This is a genomic window from Methylobacterium ajmalii, assembly GCF_016613415.1.
In the GTDB taxonomy this organism is placed as follows: domain Bacteria; phylum Pseudomonadota; class Alphaproteobacteria; order Rhizobiales; family Beijerinckiaceae; genus Methylobacterium; species Methylobacterium ajmalii.
This window is the reverse complement of record NZ_JACWCT010000067.1, coordinates 33,745-55,524: the sequence shown is the minus strand read 5'-3', so window position 1 is coordinate 55,524 and position 21,780 is coordinate 33,745. Positions and strand designations below refer to the sequence as shown.

Sequence of the window (21,780 nt, the reverse complement as noted above, 5' to 3'; positions counted from 1 at the left end):
GCGCGACGGCCGTGATCCCGAACAATCCCTCGCGATCCAAGAAGTATGAGTTCGACACAGCCCTCTATAAGGAGCGTCACCTGATCGAGTGCTGTTTTGCCAAGCTCAATCAGTTTCGGCGCGTCGCGACACGCTACGAGAAGACAGCCCGCAACTACGCCGCCATGGTCACCATCGCGGCTATTGTCATGTGGCTGCGGTAACTGTCCACACCGCCTAGGGCACGGTCGCGCCCGGACGTTCCCGTCGATCTCGCGCTCGGAGAGGCTGACGTAACGGTGGCGGTGCCCGGCACGTGGATCCGCTACACCTGGAGTTCCGTCCAGGCTGTCCTGGAGCGCCGCGATCACGTCGGCCTGCTGTTGCCGCTCAGCGCAGTGCTGGTGATCCCAAAGCGAGCGCTCGACGAAGATCGTCTCGATGAACTGCACCAACTGCTAGCGCGCTGCACCGCTCGGCCGAAAATATGATCGTTCAAGGGGTAGTTGTTCGCAATATCACCGTATCGCGGGAAGCATCAACACCATTGAAGGGTGTTGGTGCCCAGGAGAGGACTCGAACCTCCACGGCTTGCACCACTGGTACCTGAAACCAGCGCGTCTACCAATTCCGCCACCTGGGCCCTAGAGCGTCGCCTTGGCGGCGCCCCGGTGTCAGTCGTTTAGTCGGCGGCGGAGCCGGCGTCAACGCCGAACTCCGCCGTTTCGTGAGACAGGATCAGGCTCCCGTCGGCCACTCGCGGATGTCGACGAAGTGGCCCGCGATCGCCGCGGCCGCCGCCATCGCCGGGGAGACGAGGTGCGTGCGGCCCTTGTGGCCCTGGCGGCCCTCGAAGTTGCGGTTCGAGGTCGAGGCGCAGCGCTCGTGAGGCTTGAGGCGGTCGGCGTTCATGCCGAGGCACATCGAGCAGCCCGGCTCGCGCCAGTCGAAGCCGGCGGCGATCAGGATCTTGGCCAGACCCTCCTCCTCCGCCTGCTGCTTCACCAGGCCCGAGCCCGGCACCACCATGCCCGACACGTTCGGGTGGATCGTCTTGCCCTCGACCATGCGGGCGACGATCCGCAGATCCTCGATCCGGCCGTTGGTGCAGGAGCCGATGAACACCTTGTCGAGGGCGATGTCGGTGATCTTCTGGCCCGGGGTCAGGCCCATGTAGGACAGGGCCTTCTCCTTCGACACGCGCAGGTTCTCGTCCTCGATCGAGGCCGGATCCGGCACCCGGCCCTGGACCGAGACGACGTCCTCGGGCGAAGTGCCCCAGGTCACGATCGGCGGGAGATTGGCGGCATCCAACCGGATCTCGCGGTCGAAATGCGCGCCCTCGTCGGACACGAGGTTGCGCCAGTAGGCGAGGGCGCGCTCGAACGCCTCGCCCTTCGGTGCCTTCGGCCGGTCCTTGATGTAGGCGAAGGTGGTCTCGTCCGGGGCGACCATGCCGGCGCGGGCGCCGCCCTCGATCGACATGTTGCAGATCGTCATCCGGCCCTCCATCGAGAGCCCGCGGATCGCCTCGCCGGCATATTCCAGCACGTGGCCGGTGCCGCCGGCGGTGCCGATCTCGCCGATGATCGCCAGGATGATGTCCTTGGCCCCGACGCCGGCGGGCAGGCGCCCGTCGACGACGGCGCGCATGTTCTTCGCCTTCTTTTGGATCAGCGTCTGGGTGGCGAGCACGTGCTCGACCTCAGAGGTGCCGATGCCGTGGGCGAGCGCTCCGAAGGCGCCGTGGGTCGAGGTGTGGGAATCGCCGCAGACGATCGTCTGGCCCGGCAGGGTGAAGCCCTGCTCCGGCCCGATGATGTGGACGATGCCCTGCCGCTTGTCGAGGGCATCGTAATACTCGATGCCGAACTCGCGGACGTTCTCGGCCAGCGTGTCGATCTGCGTGCGGCTCTCGGGATCCTCGATGCCGAAGCTGCGATACGAGGTCTGGACGTTGTGGTCGACGACCGCCAGCGTCTTCTCCGGGTGGCGCACCCGGCGCCCGGCGAGACGAAGCCCCTCGAAGGCCTGGGGCGAGGTGACCTCGTGGACGAGGTGACGGTCGATGTAGAGGAGGCAGGTGCCGTCCGGCTGACGATCGACGACGTGGTCGTCCCAGATCTTGTCGTAGAGGGTGCGAGGGGCAGTCATCGGGGTGTTTGCCTTGTCACGAAGACCTGACGGTAGGGCCGGGCGCGTGGCGCGCGCACGCGGCGGACCCGTCATGTAACCGCCTGAACCGCCGACGGGTAGACCCCGCGGCGCCGCAAGGGGATGCAGGCGTCGCAAGGGCGCCGAGACCCGACCGCCATCTTCGGCCGCGCGGCCTCTCGGGGGCCCCGGCAGCGTCGGAATATGCTTGGCCCCTGGCAGGTCTCGTCCCACCCACGACCTCATCCTGAGGTGTCAGCCGATTGCAAATCGACTGACCCTGAAGGAGGCCTCCAGACGTCTGTGCGTTTTCTGGAGGCCTCGTTCGAGGCTCCCTTCGGTCGCACCCCAGGATGAGGTCGCGGGTGGGATGGAGCGTATCCTGCGGTGCATCCTTCAGATCTCGAGCGGAGTCTTACTCCTTCACCGCCCCGGTCATGGCCGAGACGTAGTGCTCGACGAAGAACGAGTAGAGGATCACCAGCGGCAGGGAGCCGACGAGTGCGCCCGCCATCAGCGAGCCCCAGCGGTAGATGTCGCCGTCGACGAACTCGCTCACCACCGCCACCGGCACGGTCTTGTTCTGGGTCGAGGACAGGAAGGTCAGCGCGTAGATGAACTCGTTCCAGCAGAGCGTCAGCGAGAAGATCCCGGCCGAGATCAGCCCCGGCACCGCCAGCGGCAGGATGATCTTGACGAGGATCTGCCAGCGGCTCGCCCCGTCGATGAGCGCGCACTCTTCCAGCTCGTAGGGGATGGTCTTGAAGTACCCCATCAGGAGCCAGGTCGAGAACGGGATCAGGATGGTCGGGTAGACCAGCACCAGGGCGAAGGGCGAATCGTAGAGCCCGTAGGCCTGGATGATGGTGGCGAGCGGGATGAACAGGATCGAGGGCGGCACCAGGTAGGCGAGGAAGATCGCCGCGCCGACCGCCACCGCGCCCTTGTAGCGGATCCGCACGATCGCGTAGGCCGCGAGCACGCTGGCGAACAGCGACAGCACGGTGGCCGCCACCGAGATCATCATCGTGTTCCAGAGCCACAGCGGATAGTTGGTCTGGAACAAGAGCTTCGTGATGTGCTTGAGCGTCGGCGAGACCACCCAGAACGGGTTGTAGGTCTCCATGTCGATGAGCTGGTCGTCCGGTTTGATGGCGGTCAAGGCCATCCAGTAGAACGGGAAGAGCAGCACCACCAGGATGACGAAGAGCGGCAGGTAGACCGTGACGACGCGCTTGGGCAGCGTGTCGAGATAGGCCATGCCTTCGCTGTCGTCGGGGGTGTGGGCGGTCGTGGTCGCGGCCATGGGTGTTCGATCCTTCTTGTCAGCCGGTCTGCCACTTGCGGTTCTGGAGGCCGAACCACGAGATCCCGATGGCGAAGATCAGGAACGGCACCATCGCGGTGGCGATGGCCGCGCCCTCGCCGAGATTCCCCGACAGGATGCCGCGCTGGTAGGACAGGGTCGCCATCAGGTGGGTGGCGTTGACCGGGCCGCCGCGGGTCATCGCCCAGATCAGCTGGAAGTCGGTGAAGGTGAACAGCACCGAGAAGGTCATCACCACGGCGATGATCGGGGTGAGGAGCGGCAGGGTGATGTGGCGGAAGTTCTGCCACGGGGTCGCGCCGTCGATCGTCGCCGCCTCGTAGAGCGAGGGCGAGACGGTCTGGAGGCCGGCCAGCAGCGTGATGGCGATGAACGGCACGCCGCGCCAGATGTTGGCGAAGGTCACGCAGATCCGTGCCATGGTCGGATCGCCCAGGAAGTCGATGTTGTGGTCGAGCAGGCCGAGATGGCGCAGCGACCACGAGATGATCGAGAACTGGCTGTCGAAGATCCACCAGAAGGCCAGCGCCGACAGCACGGTCGGCACGACGAACGGGATCAGCACGATCGAGCGGATCAGCGCCTTGAACGGCAGCCGCTTGTTGAGCAGCAGCGCCAGGTAGAGGCCGATGCCGAACTTCGCCACCGAGGCGAAGCCCGTATAGACCAGCGTGTTGAACACCGAGAGCCAGAAGACGCTGTCGTCCCACAGCCATTCGTAGTTCTCGATCCCGACGAAGTTGCCGCCGCGCCCGATGCGGGTGTCGGTGAGCGAGAGCCAGATGCCCTTCGCCAGCGGATAGGCCAGGAACAGCAGCAGGATCGCGGCCGCCGGCAGCATGAACCAGAAGCCCAGCCAGCCGCGGCTCGTCCGCAGCCGGCTCCAGGCCGAGCCGGTCGTGGACGCCGCCGCGGCGGGGCGGGCGAGGGCGATGTCGGCCACGGGGAGCCTCCTCCGGGTGTGTTTTCGTTCTCGGGCTGTCTCGGGGCAGACGAGAGCGGCATCATCGGACTGCCGCACTCATCCGTCGCCGCATGAGACGCGGGTTTCTCCTCTCACCGCGGGCGGGGAGAGGACTTCATCGACCTTGTCGTCGATGAAGTGAGTGCAGGCGGAGCCGGAGCGAGGGTGAGGGGGTGCTCCCGGAGGTGTCTCACCCGGGAACGCCCCTTCACCTTCGGCTACCGCCTCGCTTTGGTGACGACCGGGTCACCAAAGCCCTCTCCCCGCCCGCGGGGAGAGGGGAATGCGCACGGATCGCTGCGTGACGCTGTCGGCCCTCTCGAACGAGGGGGTGAGCGCATCAGGCCGACCGGAAGATCCGCTGGGCCTGCTTCTCCGCCGTGCGGATCGCGCCCTTCAGGTCCTCGCGGCCGGTGCAGTAGGAGGCGAACATGTCGACGACGACGAAGTCGGCGAGCACGGCGGCCACCTTCTCGCTCACCGGGGCGAGGCCGCCGGCGGCCAGCGTCCGGGTCGAGGCCTCGCCGAACACCTTGTTCTTCGGGTCGGCGGTCCAGATCGGGTTGTTGGAATACGCCCGCAGCGGGTGGCAGAGATAGCCCTGCGCCGATTCGAGCCAGGCGTTGTAGTTCTGGGCCTCGAGCGCGAAGGCCATGAAGGCTTTGCAGGCGTTCGGCGCCTTGGTGTAGGTGTAGGCCAGGATCGGGAAGGCGAGCTGGAACTCGGTCGGCTTGCCGGACTTGCCGACCGGGTAGGCGGCGTGGTCCATGTCCGCCGCGATGTCTTTCTTCTCGTTCTTCGCCGCGGCGTAGATCGAGATGCCGTTGTTGGTCAGGTACAGGTCGCCCGACAGGAACGCCTTGTTGTTGGACGAGTCGTTCCACGACACCGTGCCGGGCACGAAGGTCTCGTAGAGTGCCTTGACGTATTCGAGCGCCTTGGCGGTCTCCGGCGAGTTGATGATGATCTTCTCGTTGGCGTCGACCAGGTTGCCGCCATGCGACCACAGCGCCCAGTGGATCCACGAGTTGGCGTCGCCGGTGGCGTGGCCGAGCGCGAAGCCCGCCGGGGTGTTGTTCTTCTTCATCGCCTTGCAGAGTTCCAGGAAGCCATCGAGGTCCTCCGGGAATTTCTGGAAGCCGGCCTTGTTCATGGCCGAGATGCGGTAGTTGAGGTAGCCGCCGTTGAACGCCATCGGAATGGCGATCCACTCGCCCTTCACCTTGCCGTAGGCCTCGGCGGTGGGCAGCCAGCCGCCGTACTTCTTGCCGAGATAGTCCGCGACGTCGCCGACCTTGAGGCACTTCGACGGGAAGAGGGCCGGGAAGGAGTAGAGGCCCCAGACCATGTCCGGGCCCTGGCCGGTATTGGCCGCGACCGAGGCCTTGGGCTGGATGTCGTCGAAGGATTCGCTCGTCACGCTCACCGGTACGCCGGTGGCCTTGGTGAAGGCGTCGACGAGGCGCATGAAGGCCTCGTCCTCGGCGGGGATGAAGCGCTTCCAGCGCAGGAGCTTGAGCGAGGCGCCGGCCTCGGGCTTCCACTGGCTCTCTTGGGCCCAGGCGCGGGCGAAGCCCTCGAGGCCCGCGGCGGAGGCGAGGCCGAGCGCGGCACCCGCCTTGAGGATCTGGCGACGATCGAAGGCTGACATCGTGGCGTGTCTCCCGGGATTGTTCTGATCGTTGATCGGTCGCGGCCGGCGGCGGGATGGCGTCCCGCCGCCGGCCGGAAGTCCTCGGCTCAGTTCAGCCGGCGGCCGTTCTCGGCGTCGAACAGGTGGACGAGGGCGGGATCGGCGGTGATGCCGATCCGCTCGCCCGGGCCGGCGCCGATCCGGTCGCGGAACACGCAGGCGATGTCGCGGGCGACCTCGTTGGCGATGGCCTGCGTGCCGCCGCCGGGCGGGCGCACCAGCACCATGGTCTCGGAGCCGGTCGGCTCCACCACGGCGACCTCGACCGGCACGCCGCCCTCCGCCAGACGGACATGCTCCGGCCGCAGGCCGTAGACCGCCGGCATCCCGTCGGCGGGGCGCGCCCCGCGGGTCGGCAGCGGCAGGGTCAGGCCGCTGTCGGTGCGGAACGTGTCACCCGAAATCTTGCCCTTCAGGAAGTTCATCGACGGCGAGCCGATGAAGCCGGCGACGAAGATGTTGTCGGGCCGGTCGTAGAGTTCGAGCGGCGCACCGACCTGCTCGACCACGCCGTCATGCATCACCACGATCTTGTCGGCCATGGTCATGGCCTCGATCTGGTCGTGGGTGACGTAGACCGTGGTGGTGCGAAGCCGCTGGTGCAGCTCCTTGATCTCGGCCCGCATCGCCACCCGCAGCTTGGCGTCTAGGTTGGAGAGCGGCTCGTCGAAGAGGAACACCTGGGGATCGCGCACGATCGCCCGCCCCATCGCGACGCGCTGGCGCTGGCCGCCGGAGAGCTGGCGCGGGTAGCGGTCGAGGAGTTTTTCCAGCCCCAAGATCGCCGCGGCGCGCCCGACCCGGCTCTCGATCTCCTCCTTGGCGGCCTTCCTCAGCTTGAGCGAGAAGGCCATGTTGTCCTTCACGGTCATGTGCGGGTAGAGCGCGTAGTTCTGGAACACCATGGCGATGTCGCGCTCCTTGGGCGGCACCGCGTTGACGACGCGCGAGCCGATCCGGATCTCGCCCGCCGTGATGTTCTCCAGCCCCGCGATCATGCGCAGCAGGGTCGATTTCCCGCAGCCCGACGGGCCGACCAGGATCACGAATTCCCCGTCCTGAATGTCGATCGACACGCCGTGCAGAATCGGGGTGGCCCCGAACGACTTGCGCACGTTCCTGATTTCCAGCCCGGCCATCGGCTCCTCGTGGTCGTGTCTATGAGAATAGGGTCGCGCGCGGCGCGCGGACCGAAACGGCAGCGCTGCCACAGGCAGACGACGAACACACGACAGGCGGGCCCCGATCAGGGTGTCTGGCGCTCATTGGGGTGTTTCCTCGACCCGTCGAACGGGGCGGCCTGTCTTGCCGCCTCTCGTGTTGGCGGCCATCATCGGGCGCGCGGGGCGCAAGATCAAGCGCCCTCGCCATGCGCCCATCGTCGGATGGCCAGAAAAGACCGGGAGACAGGCTTGAAGTCCACAGATGTTCTGATCATGCGGCCGATGTCGCCGCTCGTGACCGAAAGCCTGGAGAGGCATTTCACCCTCCACCGCGGCGACTTGGCGGAGGACAAGGAGCGCTTCCTCGACGAGGTCGGGCCGAAGATCCGCGGCATGGCGGTGAGCCATGTCCACGTGAACGACGCCCTGCTCGACCGGCTGCCGAAGCTCGAGATCGCCGCCAATTTCGGCGTCGGATACGATACGATCGACGCGGCGGCCTGCGGCCGGCGCGGCGTGATGGTGACGAATACGCCCGACGTGCTCACCGACGAGGTCGCCGACCTGGCCGTCGGCCTGCTCCTCGCCACCGTGCGGCAGATCCCGCAGGTCGACCGCTACCTGCGCCAGGGCAAGTGGCTGGAGAAACCCTACCCGCTGACCGGCACGCTGCGCGGGCGCAAGGTCGGCATCCTGGGGCTCGGCCGCATCGGCCGGGCGATCGCCCACCGCCTCGTCGCCTTCGGGCTGTCGATCGCCTATCACGGCCGCACCAAGCAGTCGGATGTACCCTACGAGTACTTCCCCTCGCTCATCGAGATGGCCAAGGCCTGCGACGTGCTGATGGTGGTGGCGCCCGGCGGTCCCGAGACGAAGAACATCGTCGGCCGCGAGGTGCTGGAGGCGCTGGGGTCTGAGGGCGTGCTGGTCAACGTCGCCCGCGGCACGCTGGTGGACGAGGACGCGCTCGCCGCGGCTTTGGCCGACGGCACGATCCAGAGCGCCGGCCTCGACGTCTTCGCCGAGGAGCCGAAGGTGCCGGACGCCCTCATCCGGCAGGAACATGCGGTTCTTCTGCCACATGTCGGCTCGGCCTCGCACCATACGCGCAACGCGATGGGCCAGCTCGTCGTTGATAACCTGACCTCCTGGTTCCAGGGCAACGGTCCGGTGACGCCGGTGGCCGAGACACCCTGGAAGGCCTGACGAACCCGAGAGCCACGCCATGCGCCTGCGCCGCCTCCTCCCCGTCCTCGGTTTCCTCACCTGGGCGGGATGCGCGGCGGCGCAGGAGGCGAGCCCGCTCCCGGACGCCGCGGGGCCGTGGGAGCTGGCGCTGGACGGCAGCTTCCGCCGCTGCGGCCTGATGCTGGGAGCGGAGCCCGGGAGCGTGGGCCGGGCCCTGCGCTTCCCCGCCGGCTGCCGGCGGGCGCTGCCGCTGATCAACGGCATCGTCGGCTGGCGCCAGGAGGGGGAGATGATCCAGCTCCTCGACCGGGAGGGCCAGCCGGTGCTGGCCTTCGCGGGCCCCGAGGGCGACGGCCCGCGCAGCGCCGAGACCCCCGGCGGCGAGCGCTACAGCCTGGCTCAGGCGGGCACGATCCCGACCAACTCGCGGCCCGCAGCGCCGCTGGTGACGCAAGCCGCGCTGACGACCCCGTCGAGCCTGCGCGGAGCCGGCCCGGAGAATTGGGCGGGAGCGCCTTCGACCGCCGCCTCGGTGGCCGGGCTCTACACCCTGGACCGCTTCGTCGAGAAGGACGTTTGCCGGGTGGTGCTCCGGGCCGAGACCGCCCAAGTGACCGCCCAAGTGACCGCCCAGGTGCAGGAGGGCTGCCGCGACGCCGGCCTCGCCCTGTTCGATCCGACCGCCTGGCACTACGAGGCCGGCCGCCTCACCCTCGTGGCGCGACGCGGCCACAGCGTCGAGCTGATCCCGGTGGGGGAGGGGCGCTGGCGCCGCGACCCCGAGATCGGCACCACCTTCCTGCTCCGGCGGGTGGAGCCGTGAGGGCGCATCAGAAGGTCCCCCGGTGCCTGTCGACGCTCAGGGCCGTGCCCTCGAAGCAGCGCTCCTGCGGTCCACGCTGGCCGTACCCGATGCTCCACGAGCGAGGCCAGTGGATGCCCTCGACGTCCTTTGCCGTCGCGGCCGGGAACGAGGTCCGGGCGGCCTCGCCGTGATTCCGGGGGAGGACGCCGCCAAGGTCCCATATCCGGAGAGGATCTGACCCGAACGTCGCGGTCGCGATCGAAGGACGGTGGACACGCCTGTGCACCTGGCGGTGCCGCGCGTCATGCCGGGGAACGTGGATGACCGCAGCCAGGTCGGGACGCCGACTTGTGCGGATCAGGCACGTCAGAAACAGTGCATGACACGCTCCCTGCCTCACCCCCGCCGCAACAGTTGCAACGGGCTTCCGGGCCCGTACGCCACCCAGATCGCCGCGCAGGCCGCCTGGCGGTCGGTGCGGAGCCGGCCGTCGAGGTCGTCGAGGGCGGCCTGCAGGCGGGCGGACCGGGTCTTCTGGAAGAAGTCGGCGTGGTTGAGCTGCACCTGCGACGAGAAGGTCCGGAAATGCTCGGCATCGATCCGCACGCCGTCGCAGCGGCGGCTGGCGAGATCGGCCTCGATGCCGGTGAGGAGCACCGGATCCTGCGGGGAGGCCGGCTCCCGGTGTGGCTGGGCCGTGAAGCAGAAGGCCGCCCAGGCAGCGGCGACGAGAAGTGGCCGAACGATCATGGCTGCGCTCGTGCAAGGGCACGGGGTTGATCCTGCCCGACGGAATCGCCGAGTCCGATCGGCGTTCCCGAGCCCACCCCCCGTCATGTGCGCGAGCGCACGCGCCCGCGTCAGGCCGGGTCGCGCTCGATCCAGACCGGATCCATCGCCGGCATCGCCTCGTCGAACGGCGCCGGCCCGGGCGCCTCGCCGCGGATCAGGATCTCGGCCTCGCCGTGGTCGACGTCGCGCATCTGCTCGGCGAGCAGCGCGAGGTAGCTCGCCGCGGCGGCGGTGCCGAACAATTCGGCGAAGCGCGCATGGGCCACCGCCGTCATCGTCTCGACCACCGCATCGGGCGGGCTGCCGGCCGCGACGGCGTTGTCGAACACCGCCCGCCAGGCGCGCGACAGGCGCTCGCGCAGTTCGAAGGTATCGTCCACGGATCGGCCTTTCCGGGCCGGGAACGGCCGGGGCGGAGTATGGCCGCGCGGCCCCGCGGTTTCCAGGCCGGGGAGGGGTGTCAACCGGCCGGCCGGGCGCGATATCCGCCCCGGCGGCCTCCCGGCCGCGAGGGAGAACACCCGATGAAACTCTACGGCACCAGCCTGTCGCCCTTCGTCCGCAAGGTGCTGGTCGTCCTCGCCGAGAAGGGCGTCGAAGTCCAGCACGTGCCGCTGCGCTTCCACGACCCCGATCCGCGCTTCCAGGCCGCGAGCCCGCTCGGCAAGATCCCGGCGCTCGACGACGACGGCTTCCTGCTGGCCGATTCCTCGGCGATCATCCACTACCTGGAGCGCAAGCACCCGGCGCCGGCCTTGCTGCCGACGGAGGCCCGGGATCTCGGCCGGGCGATCTGGTTCGACGAGTTCGGCGATACCGAGCTGTTCCCGGTCCTGATCAAGCCGTTCGTGCAGCGGGTGCTGCGGCCGAAGATGATGAACCAGCCCTGCGACGAGGCCGTGGTGGCCAAGTGCCTCGGCGAGGAGTTGCCGCGGCTCTACGACTACCTGGAGGGGCAGATCGACGGGGAGTTCCTCGTCGGCGGCGCGTTCGGCCTGGCCGACATCTCGGTCGCGACGAGCTTCCACAACCTGCGTCTCGCCGGCGAGACGGTCGATGCCGGGCGCTGGGCGCGCCTCGCGGCCTACGTGACCGGCATCCTGGAGCGCCCGTCGTTCAAGACGGCGATCGCGGCCCGCCAGGGCTGAGGCGGGAGGCGAGGGGGCGGGACGCCGTCCCCTCGCTCAGCGCCCGGCTTTCATCATCGTCCCTTGGCGCTGCGGCGGTAGAAGCCGTCGACCTGGGACTGGGCCTCGGCCCGGTCGCGCTCGTTGGCGGCCGCCATCGCCTGCTCCTGCAGGGTGACGATCCACTGGTCCTTGGGGCCGTCCGCCGCATCGCGGGCCAGCGTCAGCCAAGCGAGGCCCCGGGCGCGCTGCACGGTGACGCCCTGGCCGTTGATCAGGAGCTGGCCGAGCAGCGCCTGGGCCGCCGGATGCCCCTTCTCGGCGGCGAGGTTGAACCAGCGCGCCGCCTGGCGCGGGTCCTGGGTCACGCCGGTGCCGTCGAGGTAGAGCCGGGCGAGATTGTACTGCGCGTTCGGGTCGCCGTAGTAGGTCGCCGCGTAGTTGAACATGTCGTAGGCGCGCTCGACGTTCGAGCGCACGTAGGAGCCCTTGATCCCGTCGAGGAAGTAGCGGCCGAGCGCCGTGAAGGCGCTCGCCACCACGCCGGCATTCGGCGCCTCCGGGCCCTCGTCGGCGTTCTCGTCGGCGATCTTCGAGAAGAACTCGAACGCCTTGAGGTCGTCGTGCGGGACGCCGTCGCCCTCCGCGTACATGCGGCCGAGCTTCCACAGGGCCAGCGCGTGGCCCTGCCCGGCGGCGTATTCGAGGGCGCGGGCGGCGCCTTCCTTGTCACCCGCATTGTAGTCGCGCATGCCCGTCCGCATCGCCTCGCGGGCGTTGCGGTAGCCCGTCGCGGCTGGCACCGGGGTCCGCACCGCGGCGTCGAGCGCCGCGGTCGGGCCGGCCCCGGCCATGACGAGGCCGAGAAGCGCGAGGAGGAACCGGCGGCCCGCCCGACGGGGCAGGCCGGCCTCAGATATCCGCATAGGAGAGCGTCTCCTGGGCCCCGCCCGGATGCGTCACCGCGCCGTTCACCGCCGGGCCGACGGTCTGCGCGTATTTCCACAGGTAGCCCGAGGTCGAATCGTTGGCCCGCGGCTGCCAGGCCGCGCGGCGCTGGGCCAGTTCCTCGTCCGAGAGGTCGACCGAGAGCGTGCCCTGGATCGCGTCGATGCGGATGAGGTCGCCGTCCTTGAGCAGGCCGATCGGGCCGCCCACCGCCGCTTCCGGCCCGACATGGCCGATGCAGAAGCCGCGGGTGGCGCCAGAGAAGCGCCCGTCGGTGATGAGCGCCACCTTGTCGCCCATGCCCTGGCCGTAGAGGGCGGCGGTGGTCGCCAGCATCTCGCGCATGCCGGGGCCGCCGCGCGGGCCCTCGTAGCGGATCACCAGGACCTCGCCCTCCTTGTAGGTGCGGTTCTTCACCGCCTCGAAGCAGGCCTCCTCGGTGTCGAAGACGCGCGCCGGGCCGGCGAAGGTCTGCTTCTCCGGCGGCATGCCGGCGACCTTCACGATCGCGCCCTCCGGCGCCAGGTTGCCCTTGAGGCCCACCACGCCGCCGGTCGCGGTGATCGGCTGGCTGGAGGGCCGCACCACGTCCTGGTTGGCGTTCCAGGCCACCTTGGCGAGGTTCTCGGCGATGGTCCGCCCGGTCACCGTCAGGCAGTCGCCGTGGAGGTAGCCGCCGTCGAGCAGCGTCTTCATCAGCAGCGGGATGCCGCCGACCTCGAACAGGTCCTTGGCGACGTAGCGCCCGCCGGGCTTCAGGTCGGCGATGTAGGGGGTGCGCTTGAAGATCTCGGCGACGTCGAACAGGTCGAACTCGATGCCGCATTCGTGCGCGATCGCCGGCAGGTGCAAGGCGGCGTTGGTCGAGCCGCCCGATGCCGCCACCACGGTCGCGGCGTTCTCGAGCGCACGGCGGGTGACGATGTCGCGCGGGCGGATGTTCTTGGCCAGGAGCTCCATCACCATCTCGCCGGCGGTGGCGCAGAACCGGTCGCGGATCTCGTAGGGGGCGGGCGCACCGGCCGAGTACGGGAGCGCCAGGCCGATCGCCTCGGAGACGGTCGCCATGGTGTTGGCGGTGAACTGCGCGCCGCAGGCGCCGGCCGACGGGCAGGCGACCTGCTCCAGCTCCTCGAGGTCGTCGTCGCTCATCGCGCCGACCGAGTGCTTGCCGACCGCCTCGAACAGGTCCTGGATGGTGACGGGCTGACCCCGGAAGGTGCCGGGCAGGATCGAGCCGCCATAGATGAAGACGGAGGGCACATTGAGGCGCACCATCGCCATCATCATGCCGGGCAGGGACTTGTCGCAGCCGGCGAGGCCGACGAGCGCGTCGTAGGCGTGGCCGCGCATGGTCAGCTCGACCGAGTCGGCGATCACCTCGCGGGACGGCAGCGAGGCGCGCATGCCGCGATGCCCCATGGCGATGCCGTCGGTGACCGTGATGGTGCAGAACTCGCGCGGGGTGCCGCCGGCCGAGGCCACGCCCTTCTTCACGGCCTGGGCTTGGCGCATCAGCGAGATGTTGCAGGGCGCCGCCTCGTTCCAGCACGACGCCACGCCGATCAGCGGCTGGTGGATCTGCTCGCGGGTCAGCCCCATGGCGTACAGGTACGAGCGATGCGGCGCGCGGTCGGGACCCTCGGTCACGTGGCGGCTGGGCAGCTTCGATTTGTCGGTGGTGTGACGCGCGTCCATGGCCCTGTCCCGTACCCGTGGTTTCTTGAAAGGCCGGTTTTGCCCCGGTCCCGCTCCCTGCGCCGTCCCGGGACGGCGTGCGCGAAACGATGCCACCCGAGGGCCGGTCCGCCAGCGCCGCCCGTGATCTCCGGCAACCCCCGAATGACCGCGATAAAGCGCTGTAGGGACAATCGCTTAACGTGGCCGTTGAGGTGCCGCCGGTTTATGGCGGGAACGCGGCGGAGCAAAGTGCGGTCTGAGGCAAACCTGGGATGCTTTCGGGGTGTTGCGACCTCGCCACAGCTAAGCTTGCGGCGGACGTCCGACGGGGGGTGGGGATGTCCGTCGGAAGCCGGCCTCTACATGGCGGCCGTTTGTGCCCGGCTTGAGGCGGGTTCGTGCGGATGTCGGGGCCGGGACGGGGCATTCGTGGCGCCGCGGCCCCCCCCGCTGCGGGCGGCCGACGGGCCGTCGCTTCGTGCCCGGTGCGGGCCGCGCGCCTGCTTAGACCCTTGTTTCGTCGCAGATTTTCGGCGCAGAACCGGATGCCGCCTCCGCGAAATCTGCCTCAGGCCGAGCGCGGCGCCGCCACCGGGTGGCGCAGTCCCGCGATCACCGCCCGGAGCGCGCCGGCCTCGGCTTCCGTCGCGTCGGTGCGGGCATAGATGCGGTCGTGGACGAAGGAGAGCTTGCCGATCGTCGCCGGGGTCATCCGGAACGGATACAGGTCGGGCTGGCCCATGCTGCGGTTGAGCGAGTTCATCGCGAAGGTCAGCGGCAGCCAGGCCTCGATGAGCCGGCCGAAATCCGGGCTGCGGTAGGGATCGAAATCGACCTTTGCGGCGAGCGTGATCGGCGCGTGCAGGGCCGGCCCGGCCTGGAGCTTGGGCTGCACCCGCACCCCGAACTGGCTGGCGGTCTCCAGCGTGTCGACGATGTGCATGTAGTGGGCCCAGGTCTCGGCGAAGTCCTCCCAGGGGTGGGAGGTGGCGTAGGTCGACACGAAGGTCTCCTGCCAGCCCTCCGCCGGGCCGTGCGCGTAGTGGCGCTGGAGCGCGGCGCCGTAATCCGCCCGCTCGTCGCCGAACACCGCCCGGAACGCCTCGAGGCAGGGATCGGCCCGTACCAGCACGTTCCAGAAATAATGCCCGATCTCGTGGCGGAAGTGCCCGAGCAATGTGCGGTAATGCTCGCCGAACTGCGTGCGCCGGCGCTCGCGCTCGACGTCGTCGGCCTCCGCGATGTTGAGGGTGATGAGGCCGTTGTCGTGCCCGGTCAGCACCGGCGGGCCGATCAGGTAGGATTCCGCCGGATCGACCAGGAAGTCGAAGGCGAGGCCGGCCGGGTCCTCGCGCCGCGAGGCGAGTGGCAGGCGCAGCCGCAGCATGGCGTAGAACAGCCGGCGCTTGGCGGCCTCGACCTCGCGCCAGCGAGTCTGGTTCCAGGGAATCGACAGGTCGGGCACCACCCGGTTGTGCCGGCAGGCGACGCAGAACGTTTCCGCCGAGCCCGCGGGCACGAGCCAGTTGCAGCCCCCCGATTCGCGGTTGGCGCAGGGGCGGTAGCGGCGGCGCGCGTCGGCCAGCCCGCGCCAGCGCGAGCCGGCCGGGACCATGGCGGTCAGGTCGGCGAGGTCCGGGTCGTAGCCGAGGCGGCACTCGCAGCTCTCGCAGGCATCGGCCTCGAAATGGGCCGGCTGAGCGCAGGCCTGGCACTGGAAGATCTTCATCGCGGCGTCCGGCGGGCCCCGGCCGGATGCCGAGCGGGGCCATGGCTCACCAAGGACGGATACCGGTCGGAAGTTCCGCCGCCGACGGCACGGGACTTGCCTTAATTTCGGCCAGCCGCCCGGGACGAGGCCTCGCGATGACGTAGAGAGACGCGACACCGGTTGACGCCCGCGACGCGGCGGCTGACGCGGGCCCGGCCAAGGTGTAAAACGCCCTCGAACGCGCGGACAGGCCGGCGGGCGCCCCTTCTTCCAGCATCAAGGTTCGGAGTCGTCGTGTCGATCAAGGCCGCCCTGCACCACGTCACGTCCTACACCTACGACCGGCCGATCTCCCTCGGGCCGCAGGTGATCCGCCTGCGCCCGGCGCCGCATACGCGGACCCGGATCGAGAGCTACGCCCTCAAGGTCACCCCGGCCAACCACTTCGTGAACTGGCAGCAGGACCCGAACGGCAACTGGCTCGCCCGGCTGGTCTTCCCCGAGAAGACGACGCAATTCCGCGTCGAGGTCGACCTCGTCGCCGACATGTCGGTGATCAACCCGTTCGACTTCTTCGTCGAGGACTACGCGCAGACCCGGCCCTTCGCCTATCCGGACGAGCTGAAGGCCGAGCTCGGCCCCTACCTCGCGGTCGAGGAGGGGGGACCCGAGGTCGACGCCCTGATGGCGCGGCTGCCGGCCGAGCCCAACACCGTGCAGTTCCTGGTGGCGCTGAACGCGCTCGTCCGGGACACGGTGTCGTACGTCGTGCGGATGGAGCCCGGGGTGCAGACCCCGGCCGAGACGCTCAGGAAGGGCAGCGGCTCGTGCCGCGACTCGGCCTGGCTGCTGGTGCAGGTGCTGCGGCGCCTGGGTCTCGCCGCCCGCTTCGTCTCCGGCTACCTCCTCCAGATGGTGCCCGACACCACCGCGGTCGACGGGCCGGCCGGCACCACCACCGACTTCACCGACCTCCACGCCTGGGCCGAGGCCTACGTGCCGGGCGCCGGCTGGATCGGGCTCGACGCGACATCGGGCCTCCTGTGCGGCGAGGGCCACGTCCCGCTCGCCGCGACCCCGCATTACCGCTCGGCGGCACCGATCTCCGGCCTCGCCGAGCCGGCCGAGGTCGCGTTCGACTTCGCCATGACCGTCACCCGGGTCGCCGAGGCGCCGCGGGTGACCAAGCCCTTCTCCGACGAGGCCTGGGCCGCCCTCGACGCGCTCGGCGAGCGGATCGACCGCGATCTCGCCGGGCAGGACGTGCGCCTGACCATGGGCGGCGAGCCGACCTTCGTGTCGGTCGACGACTTCGAATCGCCGGAATGGAACGCCGCCGCCGTCGGCCCGACGAAGCGGGGGCTGGCCGACCAGCTGATCCGGCGCCTGCGCGACCGCTTCGGCCCCGGCGGGTTCCTGCATTACGGCCAGGGCAAGTGGTACCCGGGCGAGAGCCTGCCGCGCTGGGCCTTCGCACTCTACTGGCGCAAGGACGGCACGCCGGTCTGGCGCGACCCGGACCTCATCGCCTCCGAGACCGGCCCGCGCGAGGCCGGCCTCGAGGAGGCCGAGGCGCTGATGCGCGGGCTCGCCCGCCGGCTCGGCCTCTCGCCCTACATCCAGCCGCTCTTCGAGGATCCCGAGTACTGGGAGCGCAAGCTCGCCGAGCTGCCGGTCAACGTCACGCCCCTCGATCCGAAGGTCGGCGACGCGGAATCGCAGGCCCGGATGGCGCGGGTCTTCACCCGCGGTCTCGAGACGGCCGTCGGCTACGTGCTGCCGCTCGCCAACGTCGCGGTCGGCCCCGAGCGGCACTGGGTGTCGGAGGCCTGGCAGCTCAAGCGCGGCGCGATCTACCTGGTGCCGGGCGATTCCCCGGCGGGCTTCCGCCTGCCGCTCGCCTCGCTGCCCTACGTGCCGCCGGGCGCCTACCCGTACTACGTGCCCCAGGACCCCGTGGAGCAGCGCGGGCCCCTCAGGCCCGGCGCCAAGCCGGCGCGCAAGCCCGCCCCGGTCGGCGTCGCGGTGCGCACCGCCCTGGCGATCGAGCCGCGGGACGGCGTGCTGTGCGTGTTCATGCCGCCGATCGAGCGGGTGGACGAGTACCTCGCGCTCCTCTCCGTCCTGGAGGAGGCCGCCGCCGAGATCGGCCAGCCGCTCCACGTCGAGGGCTACGAGCCGTCCTACGATCCGCGCCTCGCGGTGATCAAGGTCACGCCCGATCCCGGCGTGATCGAGGTCAACGTCCAGCCGGCCGCGACCTGGCGCGAGGCGGTCGAGATCACCACCGGGCTCTACCAGGATGCCCGCCAGACCCGGCTCGGCGCGCAGAAGTTCATGACCGACGGGCGCCATACCGGGACGGGGGGCGGCAACCATGTCGTGCTCGGCGGTTCGACCCCGGCGGATTCGCCGTTCCTGCGCCGGCCCGACCTGCTGAAGAGCCTGGTGCTCTACTGGCAGCGCCACCCGTCCCTGTCCTACCTGTTCTCCGGACTCTATGTCGGCCCGACCAGCCAGGCGCCGCGGATGGACGAGGCGCGCCACGACGGGCTCTACGAGCTCGAGATCGCCCTCGCCCAGGTGCCGCCGCCGGGCGGGCCCGAGGTGCCGCTCTGGCTCGTCGACCGGCTCTTCCGCAACATCCTCACCGACGTGACCGGCAACACCCACCGGTCCGAGATCTGCATCGACAAGCTCTACTCCCCGGACGGCCCGACCGGGCGGCTCGGCCTCCTGGAGTTCCGCTCGTTCGAGATGCCGCCCGAGGCACGGATGAGCCTCGCCCAGCAGGTGCTGCTGCGCGCCCTCGTCGCCTGGCTGTGGCGCGAGCCGCAGGAGGGCGGGTTCGTGCGCTGGGGCACGGCGCTCCACGACCGCTTCATGCTGCCCCACTTCCTGTGGGAGGATTTTTCCTCGGTGCTGGGCGACCTCAACCGCGCCGGCTACGCCTTCGATCCGGCCTGGTACGAGGCACAGGCCGAGTTCCGCTTCCCGCGCTATGGCGAGGTCGAGCGCGGCGGGGTCAAGCTCGAGCTGCGCCAGGCCCTGGAGCCCTGGCACGTGCTCGGCGAGGAGGGCGCGATCGGCGGCACGGTGCGCTACGTCGATTCGTCGGTGGAGCGGCTGCAGGTCAAGGTGTCGGGCTACGTGCCGAGCCGGCACGTCGTGACCTGCAACGGACGGCGTCTGCCGATGACCGATACCGGCCGCTCCGGCGAGGCGGTGGCGGGCCTGCGCTTCAAGGCCTGGCAGCCGGCCTCGGCCCTGCACCCGACGCTGCCGGTCCACGCGCCGCTCACCTTCGACGTGCTCGACAGCTGGAGCGGGCGCTCCCTCGGCGGCTGCGTCTACCACGTCGCCCATCCGGGCGGGCGCAACTACGAGACCTTCCCGATCAACACCTACGAGGCGGAAGGCCGCCGCCTCGCCCGCTTCCAGGAGAACGGCCACACCCCGGGCCGGGTCGGCACGCCGCCGGAGGAGCCCCGGCGCGAGTTCCCGCTCACCCTCGACCTGCGCACGCCCGCGCCGCGATGAGTGCGGCGGGGACGGCGCCGGGCGATACGCTCCCCGGGAACGGGCTCGTCGACCGGGATCCCGGTGACGGGGAGCCCGGGGCTTCGGGGCCGGTCGCCGACGGCCCGGCGGCGCAGGGCGGCCCGGCGCAAGGTGCGTCGGGCGGGGATCCGGACGACCGCGACTGCCTGGGCTGGATCGAGCCGGCCCGGGAGGACGACCCCGAGGCGCGCCTGGCGCGCTGGACCGCCGGCTACGCCGCCCAGCCGGGCCTGCCCGACGAGCTGGTCTCGGCGGACGGCGCCCTGCGGCCGGCCTGGGCCCGGTTCCTGGGCCACCTCGCCGGGCTGCCGGATTGCGAGATCGCCGCCCGGCTCGCCGCGGCGGGGCGGCACATCCACGGCACCGGCATCGCCTACCGGGCCTACGGCGACACGACCGAGCGCGACTGGCCGATCGGCGCCCTGCCGCTCCTGATCGAGGGGACGGAGTGGCAGGCGATCGCCGCCGGGGTGGCGCAGCGCGCCGAGCTGCTCGAGGCGGTTCTGGGCGACCTCTACGGCGAGGGTGCCCTCGCCCGGGCCGGCCTCGTGCCGGCGGCGGCGGTCGCGGGCGACCCGGAATTCCTGCGCCCCCTGGTCGGTGTGCCCCCCTCGGGCGGGCGCCACCTGCACTTCTACGCCGCCGACCTCGCCCGCGGGCCGGACGGCGCCTGGCGGGTGCTGGCCGACCGGACCCAGGCGCCGTCGGGCGCCGGCCACGCCCTGGAGAACCGGCTCGTGATGGCCCGGGCCCTGCCGGAGGTCTACGCCGCGCTCGACGTCGAGCGCGTCGCCTCGTTCTTCCAGGCGTTTCGTGACGGCCTCGCCGCCACGGCCTCCCGCGAGGAGCCGCGCATCGGGCTGATGACCTCGGGGCCCTACAGCGACACCTATGTCGAGCAGGCGGTGCTCTCCCGCTATCTCGGCTTCGCCCTGGTGGAGGGCGACGACCTCCTGGTGCGCGACGGGCTGGTGTTCATCCGCACGGTGGCCGGCCTCAAGCGGGTCGACGTGCTCTGGCGCCGCATCGACGGCGACTTCGTCGATCCCCTGGAGCTCAACCCCGCCTCGCGCCTCGGCGCGCCGGGCCTCGTCGAGGCGCTGCGTGCCGGTGCGGTGGCGATGGGCAACATGCCGGGCACCGGCCTCGTCGAGAGCGCCTGGCTCGCCGCCTCGCTGCCGGCGCTGTGCCGGCACCTCCTCGGCGAGCCCCTGCGCCTGCCCGGCCTGCCGACCTGGTGGTGCGGCGACCCCGCCCAGCGCGACGCCGTGCTGGAGCGGTTCGACTACCTGGCTTTCCGCCCGGCCGCCGCCCCGGCGCAGGGGGCGTTCAGCAGCCGCGCCTTCGGCGGGGGACGCGACGCGGCCGAGACCGCGCGCCTGCGCGGGGTGCTGCGCGACCGGCCCGGCGACCTCGTCGCCCACGAGCCGGTGCGCCTCTCCACCGCCCCGGTCTGGGACGGCACCCGGCTGGTGCCGCGCCCCTTCGTGCTCCGGGTCTTCGCGGCCGCGACGCCCGAGGGCTGGCGGGTGATGCCCGGCGGCTTCTGCCGCATCTCCGAGACGCCGGACGTGCGCCCGGTGGCGATGGGGGCCGGGGTGCGCGCCGCCGACGTCTGGGTGCTCTCCGACGGCTCAACCGCCGCGCAGGCGAGCCTCCTGCCGCCGAGCGACCGGGTCGCGGTGCGCCGGGTGCCCGGCCTGCTGCCGAGCCGGGCCGCCGACAACCTGTTCTGGCTCGGCCGCCACCTGGAGCGGGCCGAGGCGGTGATCCGCCTCACCGCCTGCCTGCTCGACGGAGCCGGCAGCGTCTCGATGGCGACCGAGGATCGCGCCACCTCGGCCCGCATCCGTGCCCTGCTGCACGCCTGGGGCGCCGTGCCGGCGACGGAGGGGCCGGCCGCCCGGCTCGCCCACCATGCCCTCTCGGACGGGGGGATGTGGGGCTCGGCGCTCGCCCACGCCCTGTCGGCCCGGCGCAACGCCTCGTCGCTGCGCGAGCGCCTGTCGGGCGAGACCTGGCGGGCGCTCTCGTCCCTGCGGGAGGTGCTGGAGGCCCCGGCCGAGGGGACCGATTCGGAGGCCGCCCTCCTCGACCGGGCCGAGCGCGCCCTCTCGCTCACCGCGGCGCTCGCGGGCCTGGCCCAGGAGAACATGAACCGGGCCGGGGGCTTCGCCTTCGTCGACCTGGGCCGGCGGGTCGAGCGCGCGGTCCATGCCTGCCGCTTCGCCCTCGAGTTCGGGGCGGCCGGCGCCAGCACCGACGACCTCGGCGTGCTGCTCGAGCTCGCCGATTCCCGCATCTCCTACGGGGCGCGCTACATCCTCGGGGTCGCCCTGGCGCCGGTGCGCGACATGGTGCTGCTCGATCCCTACAACCCGCGCTCCCTCGCCTTCCAGGTCGAGCGCCTGGCCGAGCGCCTGGCCGGCCTGCCGTCGCTGCGCCAGGACGGGGTGGCGGAGGCGCCGGTGCGCCTCGTCGCGAGCCTCGCCGGGGAGGTCGCCGGCGCCGAGGCCGGCACGCTGCCGCTCGAGGCGGTGGCGGCCTGGGAGACCCGCCTGTGGGAGATCGCCGAGGCGGTCGCCGCGCGCTATTTCCCCGGCGGGTCGGACGCCGCGCGGCCGGAAACCCTCGCCACCCTGGCCTGAGCCGCGGCACCCGGGCCCCGGGCCCGGCACTCTGGACGAT

General features: G+C 70.8%; 17 protein-coding genes and 1 tRNA gene. 7 read left to right on the top strand and 11 right to left on the bottom strand.

Translation table 11 applies throughout. From position 1 onward, the window contains the following. Both HPY23_RS13090 and HPY23_RS13085 read left to right on the top strand, forming a co-directional pair. Nucleotides 1–203: transposase (locus HPY23_RS13090; protein ID WP_200649621.1), on the top strand; the 203-nt coding region annotated here is incomplete at its 5' end. Nucleotides 204–278: 75 nt separating this feature from the next. Further along, nucleotides 279–470, top strand: coding sequence for a YcxB family protein (locus HPY23_RS13085; RefSeq protein ID WP_200602157.1), 192 nt, complete (start codon nt 279–281; stop codon nt 468–470). Nucleotides 471–537: 67 nt separating this feature from the next. Here HPY23_RS13085 and HPY23_RS13080 read toward each other — a convergent pair. The 6 genes from HPY23_RS13080 to HPY23_RS13055 form a co-directional block, all read right to left on the bottom strand. Further along, nucleotides 538–622: transfer RNA gene (locus HPY23_RS13080), tRNA-Leu, on the bottom strand. A gap of 95 nt (nt 623–717) precedes the next feature. Then, nucleotides 718–2,133, bottom strand: coding sequence for a 3-isopropylmalate dehydratase large subunit (leuC, locus tag HPY23_RS13075; protein WP_200602156.1), 1,416 nt, complete (start codon nt 2,131–2,133; stop codon nt 718–720). Between the two features lie 415 nt (nt 2,134–2,548). Then, nucleotides 2,549–3,439 (bottom strand): carbohydrate ABC transporter permease, encoded by an 891-nt coding sequence (locus tag HPY23_RS13070; RefSeq protein WP_060847298.1) that lies wholly within the window; start codon nt 3,437–3,439, stop codon nt 2,549–2,551. A 19-nt stretch (nt 3,440–3,458) separates the two neighbouring features. Then, nucleotides 3,459–4,403, bottom strand: a complete 945-nt coding sequence (locus tag HPY23_RS13065) for a carbohydrate ABC transporter permease (RefSeq protein ID WP_060847299.1) — start codon at nt 4,401–4,403, stop codon at nt 3,459–3,461. A gap of 361 nt (nt 4,404–4,764) precedes the next feature. Further along, nucleotides 4,765–6,075, bottom strand: a complete 1,311-nt coding sequence (locus tag HPY23_RS13060; RefSeq protein ID WP_060847300.1) for an ABC transporter substrate-binding protein — start codon at nt 6,073–6,075, stop codon at nt 4,765–4,767. A gap of 89 nt (nt 6,076–6,164) precedes the next feature. Then, on the bottom strand, nt 6,165–7,256 hold the full coding sequence (locus HPY23_RS13055) for an ABC transporter ATP-binding protein (RefSeq protein ID WP_060847301.1): 1,092 nt from the start codon (nt 7,254–7,256) through the stop codon (nt 6,165–6,167). A gap of 273 nt (nt 7,257–7,529) precedes the next feature. Here HPY23_RS13055 and HPY23_RS13050 point away from each other — a divergent pair, with 273 nt between their 5' ends. Next, complete coding sequence (locus tag HPY23_RS13050; RefSeq protein WP_175540079.1) at nt 7,530–8,486, top strand: 2-hydroxyacid dehydrogenase; 957 nt, start codon at nt 7,530–7,532, stop codon at nt 8,484–8,486. A 19-nt stretch (nt 8,487–8,505) separates the two neighbouring features. Next, nucleotides 8,506–9,291: an AprI/Inh family metalloprotease inhibitor gene (locus HPY23_RS13045; protein WP_091890730.1), complete on the top strand. Its 786-nt coding sequence runs from the start codon at nt 8,506–8,508 to the stop codon at nt 9,289–9,291. Nucleotides 9,292–9,669: 378 nt separating this feature from the next. Here HPY23_RS13045 and HPY23_RS13040 read toward each other — a convergent pair whose 3' ends face one another. Further along, nucleotides 9,670–10,023, bottom strand: a complete 354-nt coding sequence (locus HPY23_RS13040) for a hypothetical protein (RefSeq protein ID WP_091890737.1) — start codon at nt 10,021–10,023, stop codon at nt 9,670–9,672. A 110-nt stretch (nt 10,024–10,133) separates the two neighbouring features. Continuing rightward, nucleotides 10,134–10,445 (bottom strand): hypothetical protein, encoded by a 312-nt coding sequence (locus HPY23_RS13035; RefSeq protein WP_091890740.1) that lies wholly within the window; start codon nt 10,443–10,445, stop codon nt 10,134–10,136. Between the two features lie 144 nt (nt 10,446–10,589). Here HPY23_RS13035 and HPY23_RS13030 point away from each other — a divergent pair, with 144 nt between their 5' ends. After that, entirely contained in the window at nt 10,590–11,213 is a 624-nt protein-coding gene (locus HPY23_RS13030; RefSeq protein WP_091890743.1) for a glutathione S-transferase family protein, read from the top strand. Between the two features lie 53 nt (nt 11,214–11,266). On the opposite strand, the gene HPY23_RS13025 is transcribed toward HPY23_RS13030, so the two are convergent. From HPY23_RS13025 to HPY23_RS13015, 3 genes are all read right to left on the bottom strand, one after another. After that, nucleotides 11,267–12,118, bottom strand: coding sequence for a tetratricopeptide repeat protein (locus HPY23_RS13025; RefSeq protein ID WP_082742522.1), 852 nt, complete (start codon nt 12,116–12,118; stop codon nt 11,267–11,269). Continuing rightward, on the bottom strand, nt 12,105–13,838 hold the full coding sequence (ilvD, locus tag HPY23_RS13020) for a dihydroxy-acid dehydratase (protein WP_060847307.1): 1,734 nt from the start codon (nt 13,836–13,838) through the stop codon (nt 12,105–12,107). The genes HPY23_RS13025 and ilvD overlap by 14 nt, the downstream gene beginning before the upstream one ends. A gap of 550 nt (nt 13,839–14,388) precedes the next feature. Beyond that, nucleotides 14,389–15,549, bottom strand: coding sequence for a zinc-binding metallopeptidase family protein (locus HPY23_RS13015; protein WP_091890746.1), 1,161 nt, complete (start codon nt 15,547–15,549; stop codon nt 14,389–14,391). 276 nt (nt 15,550–15,825) lie between these two features. On the opposite strand from HPY23_RS13015, the gene HPY23_RS13010 reads away from it, so the two are divergent. Together HPY23_RS13010 and HPY23_RS13005 are read left to right on the top strand one after the other, a co-directional pair. Further along, entirely contained in the window at nt 15,826–19,071 is a 3,246-nt protein-coding gene (locus HPY23_RS13010) for a transglutaminase family protein (protein ID WP_091890749.1), read from the top strand. Further along, nucleotides 19,068–21,740, top strand: a complete 2,673-nt coding sequence (locus HPY23_RS13005; RefSeq protein WP_091890752.1) for a circularly permuted type 2 ATP-grasp protein — start codon at nt 19,068–19,070, stop codon at nt 21,738–21,740. The genes HPY23_RS13010 and HPY23_RS13005 overlap by 4 nt, the downstream gene beginning before the upstream one ends. Nucleotides 21,741–21,780 lie beyond the last annotated feature (40 nt).